This window comes from Fibrella aquatilis (assembly GCF_017353255.1).
Lineage (GTDB): Bacteria > Bacteroidota > Bacteroidia > Cytophagales > Spirosomataceae > Fibrella > Fibrella aquatilis.
The window spans coordinates 75,640-91,924 of sequence record NZ_JAFMYU010000004.1; the positions used below are offsets into that span (position 1 = coordinate 75,640).

At 52.3% G+C, this 16,285-nt stretch carries 14 protein-coding genes; 3 read left to right on the forward strand and 11 right to left on the reverse strand.

The window, feature by feature from the left end:
* Nucleotides 1–142: 142 nt before the first annotated feature.
* The 9 genes from J2I48_RS28435 to J2I48_RS06560 all read right to left on the reverse strand — a co-directional run bounded on the left by J2I48_RS28435 (nucleotide 143) and on the right by J2I48_RS06560 (nucleotide 8,541).
* Complete coding sequence (locus tag J2I48_RS28435) at nucleotides 143–784, reverse strand: response regulator transcription factor (protein WP_207334604.1); 642 nt, start codon at nucleotides 782–784, stop codon at nucleotides 143–145.
* Nucleotides 785–1,059: 275 nt separating this feature from the next.
* Complete coding sequence (tatC, locus tag J2I48_RS06525; protein ID WP_207334605.1) at nucleotides 1,060–1,947, reverse strand: twin-arginine translocase subunit TatC; 888 nt, start codon at nucleotides 1,945–1,947, stop codon at nucleotides 1,060–1,062.
* Between the two features lie 120 nt (nucleotides 1,948–2,067).
* On the reverse strand, nucleotides 2,068–3,372 hold the full coding sequence (glyA, locus tag J2I48_RS06530; protein WP_207334606.1) for a serine hydroxymethyltransferase: 1,305 nt from the start codon (nucleotides 3,370–3,372) through the stop codon (nucleotides 2,068–2,070).
* 195 nt (nucleotides 3,373–3,567) lie between these two features.
* Nucleotides 3,568–4,035, reverse strand: a complete 468-nt coding sequence (gene rpsG / locus J2I48_RS06535; RefSeq protein WP_207334607.1) for a 30S ribosomal protein S7 — start codon at nucleotides 4,033–4,035, stop codon at nucleotides 3,568–3,570.
* 156 nt (nucleotides 4,036–4,191) lie between these two features.
* Nucleotides 4,192–4,614, reverse strand: a complete 423-nt coding sequence (gene rpsL, locus J2I48_RS06540; protein ID WP_207334608.1) for a 30S ribosomal protein S12 — start codon at nucleotides 4,612–4,614, stop codon at nucleotides 4,192–4,194.
* Nucleotides 4,615–4,706: 92 nt separating this feature from the next.
* Nucleotides 4,707–5,030: a DUF3467 domain-containing protein gene (locus J2I48_RS06545; RefSeq protein WP_207334609.1), complete on the reverse strand. Its 324-nt coding sequence runs from the start codon at nucleotides 5,028–5,030 to the stop codon at nucleotides 4,707–4,709.
* Between the two features lie 235 nt (nucleotides 5,031–5,265).
* The gene (locus J2I48_RS06550) at nucleotides 5,266–6,870 is read right to left on the reverse strand and encodes an Rne/Rng family ribonuclease (RefSeq protein ID WP_207334610.1); all 1,605 of its coding nucleotides are present in this window, start codon (nucleotides 6,868–6,870) and stop codon (nucleotides 5,266–5,268) included.
* A gap of 420 nt (nucleotides 6,871–7,290) precedes the next feature.
* Entirely contained in the window at nucleotides 7,291–8,157 is an 867-nt protein-coding gene (locus tag J2I48_RS06555; RefSeq protein WP_207334611.1) for a tetratricopeptide repeat protein, read from the reverse strand.
* Between the two features lie 81 nt (nucleotides 8,158–8,238).
* The gene (locus J2I48_RS06560; RefSeq protein WP_207334612.1) at nucleotides 8,239–8,541 is read right to left on the reverse strand and encodes an HU family DNA-binding protein; all 303 of its coding nucleotides are present in this window, start codon (nucleotides 8,539–8,541) and stop codon (nucleotides 8,239–8,241) included.
* Between the two features lie 85 nt (nucleotides 8,542–8,626).
* Between J2I48_RS06560 and mutY the strand changes: the two genes are divergently transcribed.
* The 3 genes from mutY (at nucleotide 8,627) to gldE (ending at nucleotide 11,737) form a co-directional block, all read left to right on the forward strand.
* Nucleotides 8,627–9,796: an A/G-specific adenine glycosylase gene (mutY, locus tag J2I48_RS06565; protein ID WP_207334613.1), complete on the forward strand. Its 1,170-nt coding sequence runs from the start codon at nucleotides 8,627–8,629 to the stop codon at nucleotides 9,794–9,796.
* Nucleotides 9,797–9,866: 70 nt separating this feature from the next.
* Nucleotides 9,867–10,397 carry a single-stranded DNA-binding protein gene (locus tag J2I48_RS06570; protein WP_207334614.1) on the forward strand — a complete coding sequence of 177 codons (531 nt, stop codon included), beginning with the start codon at nucleotides 9,867–9,869 and terminating at the stop codon, nucleotides 10,395–10,397.
* A gap of 2 nt (nucleotides 10,398–10,399) precedes the next feature.
* Nucleotides 10,400–11,737: a gliding motility-associated protein GldE gene (gldE, locus tag J2I48_RS06575; protein WP_207334615.1), complete on the forward strand. Its 1,338-nt coding sequence runs from the start codon at nucleotides 10,400–10,402 to the stop codon at nucleotides 11,735–11,737.
* A 100-nt stretch (nucleotides 11,738–11,837) separates the two neighbouring features.
* Here gldE and J2I48_RS06580 read toward each other — a convergent pair whose 3' ends face one another.
* Both J2I48_RS06580 and J2I48_RS06585 read right to left on the reverse strand, forming a co-directional pair.
* Nucleotides 11,838–13,211 (reverse strand): RagB/SusD family nutrient uptake outer membrane protein, encoded by a 1,374-nt coding sequence (locus J2I48_RS06580; RefSeq protein WP_207334616.1) that lies wholly within the window; start codon nucleotides 13,209–13,211, stop codon nucleotides 11,838–11,840.
* Nucleotides 13,212–13,227: 16 nt separating this feature from the next.
* A complete protein-coding gene (locus tag J2I48_RS06585) occupies nucleotides 13,228–16,215 on the reverse strand; it encodes a SusC/RagA family TonB-linked outer membrane protein (protein WP_207334617.1) in 2,988 nt (995 codons plus the stop codon).
* Nucleotides 16,216–16,285: the final 70 nt, after the last annotated feature.

Consider the following 16,285-nt stretch of genomic DNA (forward strand, 5'->3'; position numbering starts at 1 on the left):
GCGCCCAGCCAGCGGCCATTCTGACTAGGCAACGATTTGCGTGAATCGATTCGCCAGTCAAAGGTCTACTAATAAATTAATGGCATCAATACGTAAATTCTCTGATATATTAATAAACAATAAGGGTTTACCCTTACCTTATTCATAACCCCCGGCCAATAGTAATGGCCAGATGACGCAACTCGCTGGATGACTGTACTGCCAACTTATGAATCAATTTCAATTTATGCGTCTCTACTGTCTTCACACTAATAAACAGCAGGTCTGCTATCTCCTTATTTGAATAACCCTGCCCAATTAGCTTAACTACTTCTTTTTCGCGCTCCGTTAACTGGCTAATTAGTTGTCTTTGGCAAGGCAGATGAGCCAGTTTAGCCTGTCTATCTCCAGTATACCGATAACCTTTGGCCAGGGCAGTCAGGCAGTCTAGCAGTTCATTATCTGTAAAATCAATGGGTAGATACCCGCTCAGATCAAGCGCGTTATACTGTTGGCTGACTAATTCAGATGCATTAAGCAGTGCTATGCATTTGGTGGCCAATTTGGGGATAGCCCGAATCTGCTTCAACAGTTCAAACCCACCCGACAGAACCTGTGCGCTGAATCCCTGGATGATTAAGTAGTCAGGGGCCAGGTAACTGACAGTTCTGGGAATGTCATCGCCATAACGACTTACATCGATGGTGTAGTAATCTACCGCCAGTGAGGTTAAGTATACGCGCTGTTTGACAGGTAAAGTGGGCGAAAAATAGGCAATTGTAAGCGGTGGCGTTAGTAATGACATACATCCGATGACAAATGTGCTAACTAGTAAAACTTATCATGTCATAGGTCAAAAGCAGGCACCACACATAAGGCAGATATACCTATTTATATGCGGGTTATGACAAAACGATTGCAGGCAAGATTGGTTTAGATGTAACCACCTTTTACGTTAATCAATGTAGTCCGATCCTTCATCATTAATCGCGACACTGGTCGTTTGTAACCTAATCAGAAAACTAAAAAGGGCCAACAAACCGTAGTTGTTGACCCTTTTTAGGAAATGACGATGCCCAATCAATCCTTCAGCAATTCTTGCGACTCTTTTAAACGCGTCCGTTGTATAGAAGCCGACACCAGAATACTGATCTCATAGAGGATTACCAATGGAAAGGCCACCAGCAATTGGCTATACACGTCGGGGGAGGGAGTAATAATACCAGCCACCACCAGAATCACAATCCAGGCGTGCTTGCGGAACGTACGCATAAACGACGGCGTGAGCACACCCACTTTCGAGAGGACAAACGCGATCATAGGCATCTGAAACATCAGCGCACAACCCAACGACAGCGTAGCCAGAATAGAGATGTAAGACGTAATATCGTACTGGTTTTTTATCTCCGGCGATAGCTGCCAGTTAGCTAAGAAGTTGATAGCCAACGGCGAAGCCACGAAGTAGCCAAACATTAGGCCAATGAAAAACAACAACGACACAAAGAACACAGCACCACGCGCTGCCCGCTTTTCGGTTATCCGCAGGCCCGGCTTAATGAACCGCCAGATTTCCCAAAAGGCATACGGAAACGCAAACGACAGCCCGATAATAAACGAGATGGTAATGCCCATCGTGAAGTTGTCAGACATCCCCAGCGCCTGCAACTGGAAGTCCAGTTTCTTCACACACAGGTCGGCATAACCCGTCAAGTCCGACAGTCGGCAAAGTTGGCGGTAGGCCCAGAAGTCCGGGCGCGAGGGGGCCAAAATAACGTAATCGAAAATCTCGTGAATGTAAATGAACGCGATAATGGCAAACACAAAGATTGATGCGAACGCCCGTATCAGGTTCCATCGGAGCTCTTCTAGGTGCTCCAGAAAGGTCATCTCGGTACCATCGCTACTTTCGCCCGCCTCGTCTTCGTCCTCGTCGTAACCCCGCTGGTCAAATGCCTGATCTAATGCCATGTGGTGAAAGAGTGAAAGAGCGAAAGAGTGAAAGAGTGAATGGCCTTCGATACAGGAAAGTGCCTGATATATTGTAATGCAAAATTCACTCTTTCACTCTCTCGCTCTTTCACCATTAATTTATGCGTATAACGGAAATGCCTTCATCCAGGCGTTAATTTCTGTCTTAATGGTACTGATTTTGGCCTCGTTATCGTGGTTGGTCAGTACTTCATCAATGTAGGTAACAATCTGAACCATGTCGGTTTCTTTCATGCCCCGCGTGGTCATGGCCGCCGTACCAACGCGCATTCCCGACGTTACCATCGGCGATTTATCGTCAAACGGCACCATGTTTTTGTTAATCGTAATGTCGGCTTTAATCAAGGTGTTTTCAGCCAGTTTGCCCGTTAGGTTCGTGGTCTGTCCGCCCTTTGTACGCAGGTCAATGAGCATCAGGTGGTTATCCGTCCCACCCGAAATGATCTGGTAGCCTTTGTCTACAAATGCACTCGCCATAGCCTGCGCGTTGGCTTTCACTTGTACAGCGTAGTCGTAAAACTCGTCGGTCAGGGCCTCACCGAAGGCAATGGCTTTGGCTGCAATGATATGCTCCAGCGGCCCACCCTGCGTACCCGGAAACACCCCCGAATCGAGCAGCGACGACATCATGCGTAGTTCGCCTTTTGGTGTTTTAATACCAAGCGTATTCTCGAAATCGTTGCGCAGCATGATCAGCCCGCCCCGCGTACCGCGTAGTGTTTTGTGGGTGGTGGTGGTCACGATGTGGGCGTACGCCAGTGGGTCATTCAGCAGGCCTTTGGCAATAAGCCCCGCCGGGTGGCTTACGTCGGCCAGCATCAGAGCCCCTACCGAGTCGGCAATGGCGCGGAGACGTTCGTAGTCCCAGTCACGGCTATAGGCCGAGGCACCGCAGATCAGCATTTTGGGCTTCTCGCGGTGAGCCGTTTCTTCCACAACGTCGTAATTAATCACACCCGTCTCGCGCTCTACACCGTAGAACGTTGGCCGGAAATACTTACCCGAAATATTGACCGGCGACCCGTGGGTAAGGTGCCCGCCGTGGCTCAGGTCGAAACCCAGAATGGTATCACCCGGTTTAAGCGTGGCCAGAAAAACGGCCGTGTTGGCATTGGCACCTGAGTGCGGCTGCACATTGGCCCACGACGCGCCAAAGAGTTCTTTCACGCGGTCAATGGCTACCTGTTCCACTTCGTCAACTACCTCACAACCACCATAATATCGCTTACCCGGTAGTCCCTCGGCATATTTGTTTGTCAAGACGCTCCCGGCTGCTTCCATCACTTGTGGCGACACGAAGTTTTCCGAAGCAATCAGTTCAATACCCGACTCCTGCCGGTGCTGTTCTTTGGCAATCAAATCAAAAATTTGCGTGTCGCGAGTACGGGAGGTGGTGGTCGTCATTTCGAACTGTTTTTGTACTCACCAAAGGTACGGCGTTTCGGGCAGATGCGATTTGGCGGGCACGAAAAAAGCCCCCCATTTGAGTGGGAGGCTTTTCTAAATTTACACACCGCTTTTGGTCCAGCAACGCGGCCAAGGGGTAAAACCTGAACACCAGAATAATCTGATTGCCAAGCCTTTGGGCCAGCGCATTTGCTAGAACCGGAAGTGTGAGAACGCTTTGTTTGCTTCGGCCATGCGGTGCGTATCGTCTTTCTTCTTAACGGCAGCACCTTCGCCCTTGGCAGCGGCAACGATTTCGGCGGCAAGCCGGTCAACCATTGTCTTTTCACCGCGTGAACGCGCAAAACGGATCAGCCATTTCATGCCTACCGAGACTTTCCGGTCAGCGCGTACTTCGGTGGGGACCTGAAAGGTAGCCCCACCAACACGGCGGCTTTTTACTTCAACCGATGGCATTACGTTGTTCAACGCTTTCTTCCACACGTCGAGGCCATTTTCGCTGGTGCGTTTCCCCACCACTTCCAGGGCATCATAGAAGATTGCATACGACAGCGACTTTTTGCCTTCGTACATCAGATTGTTAACAAACTTGGTTACCAGCACCTCCTTGTATTTAGGATCGGGCAATACGTAACGCTTGGGTGGTTTCGACTTTCTCATTGTATGTCTTCAGATTGCTCTTACTCTGCCGTGATCTTTCAACGGGCAGTTAATTTGATTTTGGATTGGGGATTTCGGATTTGGGATTGTTGCTGACGCCAGAGTACGTTTGCGCTAGCGTCAGCAACAATCCCAAATCCCCAATCCAAAATCATTTTACTTTTTCTTCTTAGCAGGTGCGCCTTTTTTGGCAACCGGAGCCTGACCTGGTTTGGGCCGTTTGGCACCGTATTTCGAGCGGCTTTGCAGACGACCGCTTACGCCAGCCGTATCCAGGGCACCCCGAACAATGTGGTAACGTACACCCGGCAGGTCTTTCACCCGGCCACCGCGGATCAGCACGATTGAGTGCTCTTGCAGGTTGTGGCCTTCGCCCGGAATGTAGGCGTTAACTTCTTTCCCGTTCGATAACCGAACACGGGCAACTTTACGAAGAGCCGAGTTGGGCTTCTTCGGGGTGGTGGTGTACACGCGCGTGCATACACCCCGACGCTGTGGGCAAGCGTCCAAGGCTGGCGACTTCGATTTAAAGTCCAGCTTTTCGCGGCCCTTGCGAACTAACTGTTGTATGGTAGGCATTACTGTTTGTTTATAAGAGACTTACTAGGCGCAACCCCTTGCGCCATTCCGAAAAATCGGACTGCAAAGGTAGCAAAAAAAATTTACTGTTTTTACGCTTCTCCTACCGGGCCGCCAAAGCCGCCGCTGGGAAAACGGAATGTGTCGTCGGGCTGGCTGATGGGACCAAAACTCTCTTCATATTTGCGAATGTTTTCTTTCAGCGCTAACAGCAGGCGTTTGGCGTGTTCGGGTGTCAGAATAATACGTGACTTCACTTTTGCCTTAGGTACGCCAGGCATCAGTCGTATAAAATCGACAATAAACTCGCTGTTTGAATGAGCAATCATGGCCAAATTAGCATAAATGCCTTCGGCTATTTCTTCGCTAAGCTCAACGTCGATAGAGCTGTCGTTATTAAAATTCTGCTGTTCCATGGGTCAAAATTAGGGTATAACTACCGGCAATAAAATAGCCCTGACACCAGGGGTGTCAGGGCTAACCTTTACAAGTGGGGAAGGTTGAAACTATAAACAAGGCTAGCCGGAGCTTCACCGTTGTTTTTACATGAATAATACTTGTTTTATCAAGTATGGTAACAAAGATACAAAATCTTACCTGAAGCGCCAAAGCCTGTGTCCCGTTTCGAGGTAGCGGTATGCTAGTAGTCTCTTATGCCTCAACCTGCGCTGGTGCCGACGTCATAGGGGCGGGTACAGCGGCTCCGGCCAACTCAATCTCATCGCCCGATTTGTTCTGGAATTTGAATTCAGTGATACCCAGTGAACTGTCTTTGATGAGCGTAACCCAGGTTTTGTATTTCAGATACCAGCGACGTTGTTTCGACAGAATGCCCTTGGTGAAGTAAGCATGAAGGAATGGGTGGAGTACGATCTGAATACCCCGTTCATTCTGTTTAGTCAGGATGTAATCGAGGTTACCCTCAATCACGTCGGTGATCAACACGCTGGCCTGAATAGTGCCCGTACCACCGCAGGTGGGACATACCTCCCGCGTGACGATGTTCATTTCGGGCCGCACCCGTTGCCGGGTAATCTGCATCAGGCCAAACTTGGTTAGGGGCAGAATCGTAAACTTAGACCGGTCGCCCTTCATCTCGTCGCGCATGATGTCGAAGATCATCTTCTTATTATCGGCCTTCTTCATGTCGATGAAGTCAATAACGATGATTCCGCCCATATCGCGCAGCCGAAGCTGACGGGCAATTTCGCGGGCGGCTTCGCGGTTCACGCTGATAGCCGTGGCTTCCTGATCTTCCTCCGAATTAGACTTATTGCCGCTGTTGACATCGATTACGTGCAGGGCTTCGGTATGTTCGATAATCAGGTACCCACCGCCCGGCAAACTCACTGACCGGCCAAAGAGCGACTTAATTTGTTTTTCCAGGCCTAAGGCCTCAAACATCTTGGTCTTACCCGTGAAGAGCTTTACGATTTTCTCTTTCTCCGGGGCAATGGTATGGATAAACTCGCGCGTCTGGTTGAAGCTCTCTTGCGTATCGACGGTGATACTGTCGAAAGATTCGTTCAGCATATCGCGCAGGATCGACGAGGCGCGGTTCATTTCGCTCAGCACCCGGTCGCGGGGTTTAGCGTCGCGCAGGGTCTGCATGGCGCGGTCCCACTTGTCAATCGAATTCTGGAGGTCGCTATCTAATTCCTCCACCTCTTTTCCCTGCGCCACCGTACGTACGATGACACCGAAATTTTGGGGTTTGATAGACGACATCAGGCGCAGGAGGCGGTTTCGTTCGCCCCGGTCGGTGATTTTCTTGGAGAGGTTAACCCCGTTTGAAAAAGGCACCAGCACCAAATACCGACCGGCAATGGAAATGTCGCATGAGAGGCGCGGTCCTTTTGTGGAGATGGGTTCTTTCACCACCTGCACCAAAATGGACTGCCCTTTGGTCAATACTTTGTCGATCTTCCCGATCTTCTCGATGTCTGGTTCCATTTCGAAACCCGACAACCTGCCCGTATTGACCCGTTTGGCGATTACATCTTTAGTTAACTTGTTTAGGGAGTTGATATGCTGACCAAGGTCCTGGTAATGCAGGAACCCGTCTTTTTCATGACCCACGTCGACAAAAGCGGCGTTGAGGCCCGAAGACAACTTCTTAACGGTACCTAAATATAGATCGCCAACCGTAAAGCTGCTTTCCGACTCATCGAGGTGGTACTCTAGCAGGCGCTTATCCTGCAACAGAGCAATCCGATCCCCTTTTTGAGTCGAACTGATAACTATTTCGTTGCTCACAAGCTGATGGCACGGTTAGAATGGCGTATGATAAAACAAAGAAGCCACGCACGCAAAAGACGGCGGGGCTTCTTAATAACGGTAAGTGGTGAGTGGTAAACGGTAAGTGTAACAATCTGCTTAAGCTGGCGCAGGCAAACTCACCCGCACCGGCGGACCGGTTTATCGTTCACCACTCATCACTATTTTTTCTTGTGCCGATTTTTTCTTAGCCGTTTTTTCCGCTTGTGGGTGGCAATCTTGTGCCGCTTCCGTTTCTTTCCGCAAGGCATAATGCTGTGGGGTTAATGAGTTAAACTAGATGTCGGCCCGCCACTCGGCAAGCCCTATTTTTTGAGTTTACAGTTTTCAGTTGCTTCATTGAGGTTGCTGCTTCCCCAGCGAAGCAACTAAAGACCGCAAACTGAAAACTGTAAACTCTTATTTTACCCGTTCTTCCAACTCCTTGATCGCCGCCTGAATTTGCGGGTCTTTTTCGTTGGCTTTCACGTCGGCCAAAACCGTTTTGGCTTCCTCTTTCTGGTTTGTTTCTACCAAACTGACACCCAGATAAAACTGAGCGCGGCGGTTGGTGGGATCGTTAACCAGAATTTGCCGAAACCGGTCGATGGCTTTGCTGTACTGCCCTGAACGCATAGATAGCATACCCAGGTTAAACAAAGCCAGTTCGTTGGTGGGGTCCTGTTGAAGCACCTCGCGAAGCAGCATAATACCCTGCATCGGCGTTTGGGTGTTCACGTAGGTCATCGCCATATTGGCTTTGGCCGCCAGCAGATTTGGGTTTTTGTCGAGCGCTTTTTGATAAAACTCCCGTGTCTTTTCACCCAGATAAGCTGTCTTTTTCTCGTTTACGGCAAACCCGTAAGCTTCAAAGTACTGGTCGCCGGCACGTAGGTAGTTTTGTTCGGTGGGGGCCAACTGCGCCAGGATACCCGTATAGTGAGCAGCACTGTCGAACCGGCTGGCCGACCGAAAAAAGGAAACCAGACGCTGAGCGACGGCGGGACGAGTAGCGGGCGTTGCCGTGGCGTAGGCCTGTTGCAATGTCTCTACCTGCTTCTGCTGACCGGGTGTAAGTGGCTGATTATGCTCAATAGTCGACTCGTCTTTAGTGCCTGTGTTAGCCACTACGTTCATCGAATCGGACACGGGCGTTGCCGTTGAACGACCACCCGGCGCATTACCCAATTGCTTGGTTTTGTTCTGCACTACCCATCGGGGCAGACTGTACAGACCAGCACTTAAGCCAACCGTAGCTACCAGCACATACAGCGTGGATGCTTTCATATCGCTAACTACCTGGTCACCTGCTTAGTACCTGTTTGGTTAGGCTTGCCTAGGATGCTGCCTAACCAAACAGGTAGTGTGTTACTCAGCCGATACTTTGGCTTTGTCGCTGGTTTTTACCTGCTCAACGAAGACTTTAGCCGGCTTGAAGCTGGGGATAAAGTGCTCGTCGATGACCATAGCGGTGTTCTTCGAGATGTTCCGGGCAACCTTCTTTGCTCGTTTCTTATTGATGAAGCTGCCGAAGCCCCTCACATAAATGTTCTCTCCTTCAGATAGCGAGTTTTTGATTACCGCAAAAAATTGCTCCAGGGTAGAGGTTACATCTGCCTTGTCAATTCCGGTTTTATCTGAAATTTCGGCGATTACGTCTGCTTTCGTCACGACTTTACTAAACTTTAGCGTTTACTTGAATGTTGATTTTCTGGCACCCAAAAAGGAGTACAAAGGTAGAGCTTTTCAATTGAAAATGAAACCCTTCGCTCCTTTATTCACTACCAACGCCAAAACTCAACGCTTTATTTTGGACTGGCAATCAGACACAAACGCATCGGAAAGCGCCGATGTTCACCTTCGCTTTGCGCCTACCCTTGAACGCTGGTATGACCATCACCGGCGCGATCTTCCTTGGCGACATACCACCGATCCGTACCGCATTTGGCTGTCGGAAATCATTCTGCAACAAACGCGTGTAGTCCAGGGACTTCCGTACTATCTCCGTTTTGTTGAAGCCTACCCAACCCTGCCCGACCTGGCACAGGCCGACGAGCAGGCTCTGCTGCGACTCTGGCAGGGACTGGGCTACTACTCCCGCGCCCGCAACCTGCATCAGACCGCCAAACACATCCATACTGCGCTTAACGGCTCATTCCCGACCACGTACCGCGACTTACTCAGCCTGAAAGGTATTGGTGCCTACACGGCGGCGGCGGTAGCTTCTTTTGCCTACGGCGAACGGGTAGCAGTGGTAGATGGCAACGTGTATCGGGTACTGGCGCGGGTGTTTGGGATCGAGGAAGATATTATGAGCACGGGGGCCAAAAAAACATTTGCCGCTTTGGCCACGAGGTTGATAGCTCATGCCATCGACCCGGCTACGTATAACCAAGCCGTTATGGAGTTCGGGGCCATTCAATGCACACCTGTGGCCCCCGACTGCCTTATTTGCCCCCTACAGCAGCAGTGTGTAGCCTACCAGACCGGGAGGCAGCGGGTATTGCCGGTAAAGAAAAAGAAAGCGGCCGTGCGGGCGCGTTTTTTTCTTTACTTGGTCTTTTGCACTCACCAAAGCGGCGAGCTTCGGGTGGCCATGCATGAGCGCGTGGGCCGCGATATCTGGCAAAACCTGCACGAATTCTACCTGCTGGAAACCGACGAGCCTAAGGCTACCCTAAGCGATTTATCCTTGCCGACGGAGGTGAACGATTTGGCAAAACGGGGCGTTTTTCATGGCCCGGCGGCAACGGGTAGGCAGCTACTGTCGCACCAGCGGATCGAGGCCGTTTTCTATAAAATCGATCTGCCAGCAGCGCTTTCCGAAGCCCTGCCCGACGGTTTTCGTTGGTACAGTATGCAGCAGATCAGCCAGTTACCCAAGCCCGTGCTGATTACAGAGTATTTGGTCAGCGCGTTTGCATAAGTCGCCGAAAATCGGTAAATTTATTTCTCTAAACCCACGTAAACCATCTGTTATTCTAACACACAGCACAATGGCAAGCTTGAACAAAGTCACACTTATTGGCAACTTGGGGGCAGACCCGGAAGTCCGTTATCTGGACGGCGGGACTGTAGTTGCACAGTTTAACGTTGCTACAACCGAAAAGTACACGAACCGCAGTGGCGAGCGCGTGGAACAGACCGAATGGTTCCGGGTTGAACTCTGGAACGATCAGGCCAAAGTAGCCGAGAAGTATTTGCGTAAAGGTAATCCCGTATATATCGAAGGGCGTCTGCGCACCGAAACATGGGTTGACAAAGAAGGTAAAGAGCGTTTTTCGCTGCGCGTGCGGGCCAACACCATGCAACTGCTGGGTAGCCGCAACGACGAAGCAGGCGGCGATTATCAGGAGACCCCGGCACCACGTCAGCAGCAGGCTGCTCCGGCCGCGCAGGCACCCCGCCCACAGGCGGCGGCACCCGCCGCGCAGCCCGCTGCCCCGGCCCGCCCGGCAGCCAAACCTGCTCCGGCTCCCGCCGCCTCGTTTGATGCCGGTGGTGCCGACGATGATTTGCCCTTTTAACTATGGACCCAGGCGACCCCTCTTCCACACAGGTGCTTCCAGTTGGCAACGACTGGGGCACCTATTTTAGTTTTTATGGCCCCTACGTGGCTGTAGTGTTGCTTTTGCTGGTCGTTGCCGCCCTGGCCTCTGCCGCCGAAGCCGCCTTTTTCTCCTTGTCGGCGCAGGATAGGCTCCGTTGCCGCGACAGTGAAGACCCCGCCGAGCGACGCATTGCGGTGCTGTTGGAGCGCCCCAAGCGGCTGCTGGCGTCGCTGGTCATTCTCAATAACCTGTTCAATATCGCCATTGTCCTCATCGTCACCTACGTGACCTGGCTGGTGTCGGGCTGGGCGCACGCGTCGGGCTGGTTGCTGGTGGGCGTTACGTTAGCCACGGCGCTCATGATTGTGTTGTTTGGCGAAATGGTGCCCAAAATCTACGCCTCTCAGTACGCGCTGGCTATCAGCAAACGCACCCAATGGCTGGCACGTACGGCCCTGGTTGTCTTTGCGCCGCTGGCTGCCCTGCTGGTGAACCTAAGCAATCAGGTTGACAAGCGCATTCGGCGGCGTGGGTACAAACTGTCGGCTGAGGAGCTAAGCGAAGCCGTTGAACTGACCGGGGCCGATGCCACCGCCGAAGAGAAAGAGATACTGAAGGGCATCGTGAATTTTAGCAACCTGGCCGCCCGACAGGTGATGCGCGCCCGGATGGACATCACGGCGTTTCCCAATGATTTGACGTTTACGGAACTGCTGGCCCAACTCAACGAAGCGGGCTATTCGCGGGTGCCGATCTACAGCGAAACCATCGACCAGATCGAGGGAATTTTGTACCTGAAAGACCTGCTCCCCCACCTCAACGCCGATGATTCGTTCGACTGGACATCGCTGCAACGACCCGTTTATTTTATACCAGAGACCAAAAAAGTAGACGATCTGCTTCAGGATTTTCAGAAAAAGCGTGTACACATTGCCATTGTCATTGACGAATACGGCGGTACGCGGGGCCTGGTAACGCTGGAAGATATCATTGAAGAAATCTTCGGCGACATCAACGATGAGTTCGATGAAGAAACGCCAACGGGCTACCAGCGCATCGACGACCATACGGTCATTTTTGAAGGCCGCACCCCCCTCACCGACGTCTGCCGGGTACTCGATGTAGACCCTACCACCTTCGACGACGTACGTGGCGACAGTGAATCGTTGGGTGGTTTGCTGCTCGAACTGTTCAGCCGCCTCCCCCGCCCCGGCGACGAAGTAAACGTGGAGTCGTTCACCTTCCACGTGCTCGCCGCCGACGACAAGCGCATCAGCGAAGTGCGCGTGACCCAGCAGGATTTGACAGAAAAGTAGAGTCTTTTTTTCTCAACGCACTGGTAATCAACTACTAAAAAAGGGATAGCCCCGCTACCATTGGTAGCGGGGCTATCCCTTTTTGCTGAAATACCTTCGCTTAATATCCTTCGTTTTGAACGAGCGACGGGTTTACGTCCACTTCGCGCTTAGGTATTGGCAGCACCAGACGGGGTGAGTTCCAGACGAACGTACCCACGCTTTGACGGAAGCGTTTGATATCGTGAAGGCGGTGTCCCTCAAAAGCCAGTTCCCAGCGACGTTCCTGAAGGATTTGCGCCAGCGTGGGTACGGCGATGGGACCAATGCCCGCCCGCGCCCGAATCAAGCTGATGTCGTCGCCGGGGGCAGCGCCTACTTTCGAGTTCAGGCGCGTGTTGGCTTCGGCCCGGATTAGGTACAGTTCGGCCAACCGGATAACTGGGATGTTGGCACCAAACTCAGTGTATTTGCCCGAATAAACGCGGTTACCTCCTTTGTAGCCAATGTACAACAGCTCGTTGCGGCGGGCATCGGCAGGGTCGAACGTGGCCACAAACGTATTGCTCACCTGCACGTCACCGCGCCCAATTGGAGCTGCATCGGTAGGTATACTGGCGTAGAAGGTAGTGAGGCCATCATTGGCGGTACCAGCGTTGTTCTGGTCGTTTTGCTGGATTTCGAAGATACTCTCCGGCGTGTTACGGTTCCGAAAAACGGCGTCTACAGCAGGATTTAACCGGTAGAAACCTGTCTGAATTACGGCATTGGCAGCGGCCAGAGCACCCGCGTAATTTTCCTGTTGCAGGTATACTCGCGCCAAAAATGCCTGTGCTGTGTACTTATCGGCACGAGTGGTGTTGTCTTCGGGTAGCAGTGCAACAGCCTTGGTCAGGTCGTCGATCACCTGCTTGTATGTATCGGCCACCGAAGCGCGGGGCACCTGAGCAGCGGCTTGCTCAACGGTGAGGCTGGGCGTAAGTACCAATGGAACGCCCGGCTGCTGATTTTGCGTACCAGTGGTCCAGGGCAAGGCATAGAGGCGCACCAGTTCAAAAAACAGAATACCCCGAATGAAACGAGCTTCGCCTTCCAATGTTTTGCGCAGGGTGGCATCTTTCACAGACCCAATAGATGCTAGCGCATTGTTGACCGTATTGATGGCGCCATAGGCCGACAGCCATATTCGTTGCGCTTCGGCGTTGGCGTTTGTCTGTGTTTTCAGGGCCAACTCGCGGTATGAAGCAAATGTGCCCCGCCAGGTAACGTAGTTGTCAGGGGCGTAGATGTCGGGCACCAGCAGCAGGTTGGTACCATACAACGCCCCACCACCCAACTGGCCGTAGGCACCAATGATAGCTGAGGCTACACCCTGGTCATTGTTGAGCGCCGTGGCTGCGTCGATGCTTTGGCGGGGTTGCAGATCAAGGCTATTCTGGCAGGCCGACAGGCTGATGAGCAGCGCCGTGAGGCTATAAATCAGTTGTTTTTTCATGATGCTGAGGGGTCTTTTAGAAACCGATGTTGATACCGAAGGTGATGGTGCGCTGTTGTGGCGGGGTGTAAAAATCATGACCCAGCGTTACATTGGCCGACTGGTTACTGGTCGACGCATACTGCGTGTTTACTTCGGGATCATAGCCGGTGTATTTGGTAAATGTGAGTAGGTTCAGGCCCGTTACATACACCCGCGCTGTTTGCAGGTACACTTTTTTCAGCAAGGTCGACGGGATGGTGTAGCCTAGCGATGCTGTCTTCAGGCGAACGAACGTGCCGTCCTGCACCCACCGCGACGAGGGCTGACTTCCGTTGGCACCATAGAGCCGTACCTGCGGCACCATAGTGATGTCGCCGGGTTTCTGCCAGCGGTTCAACTGATCAACAGTCTGATTATCAAAGTAATCAGCGCTTACCGACTGGTAGAAGCCCGCTACGTTATAAAGATCGTTGCCGAAAACGCCTTGAAACAGGAAGCTCAGATCGATACCCTTATACGAGAACGAGTTGGTCACGCCCGCAATAAATTTAGGGTTGGGATCACCTACTTTAGTCAGCGCTGCAGCGGCGTAATCGTTGGTAGGTTTACCGTCGGGGCCTTCGTAGATCGCGTCGCCGTTCTGGGGGTCGGCACCCAGGAATTTTTTGCCATAGAAATACCCCAACGGCTCGCCCACGGCCACCCGACCCAGAAAACGCGAACCGGGTTCGATAGGTTGGCCGTTTAGTTTTGTCACCGTATTGCGGTTGAGCGAGATGTTGAAATTGGTCGACCAACGGAAGGCTTTGATCGTGTTCTGCGAGGTAAAGCTGAACTCGATACCTCGGTTGCGCAGGCTACCCACGTTTTGAGCAATGGTGGTGAAACCATTCACGCCCGGCAGGGGACGATTCAGCAGCAGATCGCGGGTATCTTTGCTATACACATCGATCTGACCGTTGATGCGGTTGCGCAGAATACCAAATTCAAGTCCAATATCAACCTGCGCCGAGGTTTCCCAACCCAGGTTCGGGTTAGCTAATTGTGTGGGGCGAATACCAGCCTGATCGGCGTAGAAGATGGCACTGTATAGACCCCGTGATGAGAAATTGCCGATCTCCGAGTTACCCGTGAGGCCATAGCTGGCCCGCAGCTTCAGCAGGCTAAGGGTCTGATTACCCTTCAGGAAGCCTTCTTCGTTAATCAGCCAACCTACCGACACCGCCGGAAAAACACCGTAACGGTTGCTGGCCCCGAACCGGCTCGACCCGTCTATCCGGCCCGACAGGCTAAGCAGGTACCGCTCACGAAAGCGGTAGTTAACCCGGGCGATGTACGACAGAATGCTGTAGCCGGTCTCTGACGAACTACCCCCCACAATCCGGGCGGCACTGGCCAGTTTGGTAAACTGGTCGTTGGGGAAACCACGGCCCGTGGCGTTTACATCCTGCGTATTAGCTTCCTGATACGTAATCCCCGCCAGGGCATCTATGGCATGTTCGCCAAAGGTGTTGATGTAGCCCAGCGTATTGTTGGTGGTCCAGTTTAACGCCCGAATCTGGTTCTGGTATCCGAATCCCGACGGCGAACCGCTTTCGGTGCGGCGGGTGCGGTAGATTTCTTCCTGCTGGTTGAGCAGATCATACCCAAACTCCGACCGGAAGTTTAGCCCCTTGGCCAGCCGCAGCGTGCCGTTGAGGTTACCAAATGACCGGTAGGACGTAGCCCGGTTGGTAGCGTCGGTGATTTCGATCAGCGCGTTGTAATAGAGCGTACGGTTGTTCAGCTCGCCAGTGGTGGGGTCAATAACGGGTTGCAGGGGTGGCAGCGCGTTGAGCTGCACCGGGTTAGCAAAGTCGTTGTCGTCGGGCGTTTTGTTGTTGATGGTGCGGGCAATGGCAAATTTAGCCCCAAAGCTCAGTCGGTCACTGGCCGTGTGATTTAAGTTCAGCAGCAGGTTGTTACGCTGAAATTCATTAGCCTTAATGATACCCAGTTGCTTGTTGGCCGAGCCGCTGAGGTAGAACTGCGTCTTGTCGGTACCACCGTTCACGTTGAAATTCAACTGGTTGATGTTACCCCGGCGGAACGCCTGCTCAGACCAAAGAACATCGTCTTTTGAATTGATATCAATACCATTGCCGTCAAATTCTTCGGCGGGCACCAAACCCTCATTCTTGGCAGCCTCTGAAAACAACTCGATGTACTGATCGCGGTTCAGAAATTTGCGCAGGCGGGTAGGATCGCTGATGCCTGTATAGTAGCCGATGTTTACATTGGTCCGACCAGCCTTTCCACGCTTAGTGGTAATCAGCACTACGCCGTTTGATGCCCTTGAGCCGTAGATAGACGAAGCCGAGGCATCTTTCAGGATGTCGATGCTCTCAATATCGTTGGGGTCAATGTCGGCTAGTGGGCTGTATGGTTCGGTGGTGGTGGTCCCTATGTCTTGCGAGGTAATGGGAATACCGTCGATGACGTAGAGCGGTTCGTTACCAGCCGAAATAGAGGCCGCACCCCGCACCCGAATCTGAAGACCTGCCCCTAGTTTACCGCTGCTTTGCGTTACCTGTACCCCCGGTGCACGGCCTTGGAGGGCTTGCTCGAAAGTTTGTACGGGCAGGTTGGCAATATCGGCCGATTTAACCGTAGCCATCGAGCCGGTCACGTCGCGGCGTTGTTGCGTACCATAGCCCGTTACCACTACCTCGTTGAGTGAACGGGTATCTCCAGCCAAAGATACGTTGATGACCGACTGATTACCGATGATGATCTCTTGCGAGGCATAGCCAATGAAGCTGATAACCAGTATGTTGCTCTGCGCCGGAACCGATATCGAGTAGTTACCGCTGGCATCAGATTGGGTGCCACGGGTGGTGCCTTTCACCTGGATGGTTGCTCCTGGAATGCCGTTGTTGTCGTCGGCTTGGGTTACACGGCCGGTCACGCGCCGTTCCTGCGCCAATGCCGGGGTAGCCAAGAGGGCACCATAGAAAAGTAGAAACAGTAGGATGTTCTTCATGCAATTGGTTGTTTAAAAAATTGAGTAAGTGAAAAAGTAAACATACGTATTAAAGCTCTATTAACCGGTT

What these genes read in the sequence shown, in the direction of transcription:
- tatC (WP_207334605.1), bottom strand. Translation starts at nt 1,947, where the DNA reads ATGGCATTAGATCAGGCATTTGACCAGCGGGGTTACGACGAGGACGAA.
- rpsG (WP_207334607.1), bottom strand. Translation starts at nt 4,035, where the DNA reads ATGAGAAAGTCGAAACCACCCAAGCGTTACGTATTGCCCGATCCTAAA.
- J2I48_RS28435 (WP_207334604.1), bottom strand. Translation starts at nt 784, where the DNA reads ATGTCATTACTAACGCCACCGCTTACAATTGCCTATTTTTCGCCCACT.
- J2I48_RS06570 (WP_207334614.1), top strand. Translation starts at nt 9,867, where the DNA reads ATGGCAAGCTTGAACAAAGTCACACTTATTGGCAACTTGGGGGCAGAC.
- J2I48_RS06555 (WP_207334611.1), bottom strand. Translation starts at nt 8,157, where the DNA reads ATGAAAGCATCCACGCTGTATGTGCTGGTAGCTACGGTTGGCTTAAGT.
- J2I48_RS06580 (WP_207334616.1), bottom strand. Translation starts at nt 13,211, where the DNA reads ATGAAAAAACAACTGATTTATAGCCTCACGGCGCTGCTCATCAGCCTG.
- J2I48_RS06585 (WP_207334617.1), bottom strand. Translation starts at nt 16,215, where the DNA reads ATGAAGAACATCCTACTGTTTCTACTTTTCTATGGTGCCCTCTTGGCT.
- J2I48_RS06545 (WP_207334609.1), bottom strand. Translation starts at nt 5,030, where the DNA reads ATGGAACAGCAGAATTTTAATAACGACAGCTCTATCGACGTTGAGCTT.
- mutY (WP_207334613.1), top strand. Translation starts at nt 8,627, where the DNA reads ATGAAACCCTTCGCTCCTTTATTCACTACCAACGCCAAAACTCAACGC.
- rpsL (WP_207334608.1), bottom strand. Translation starts at nt 4,614, where the DNA reads ATGCCTACCATACAACAGTTAGTTCGCAAGGGCCGCGAAAAGCTGGAC.
- glyA (WP_207334606.1), bottom strand. Translation starts at nt 3,372, where the DNA reads ATGACGACCACCACCTCCCGTACTCGCGACACGCAAATTTTTGATTTG.
- gldE (WP_207334615.1), top strand. Translation starts at nt 10,400, where the DNA reads ATGGACCCAGGCGACCCCTCTTCCACACAGGTGCTTCCAGTTGGCAAC.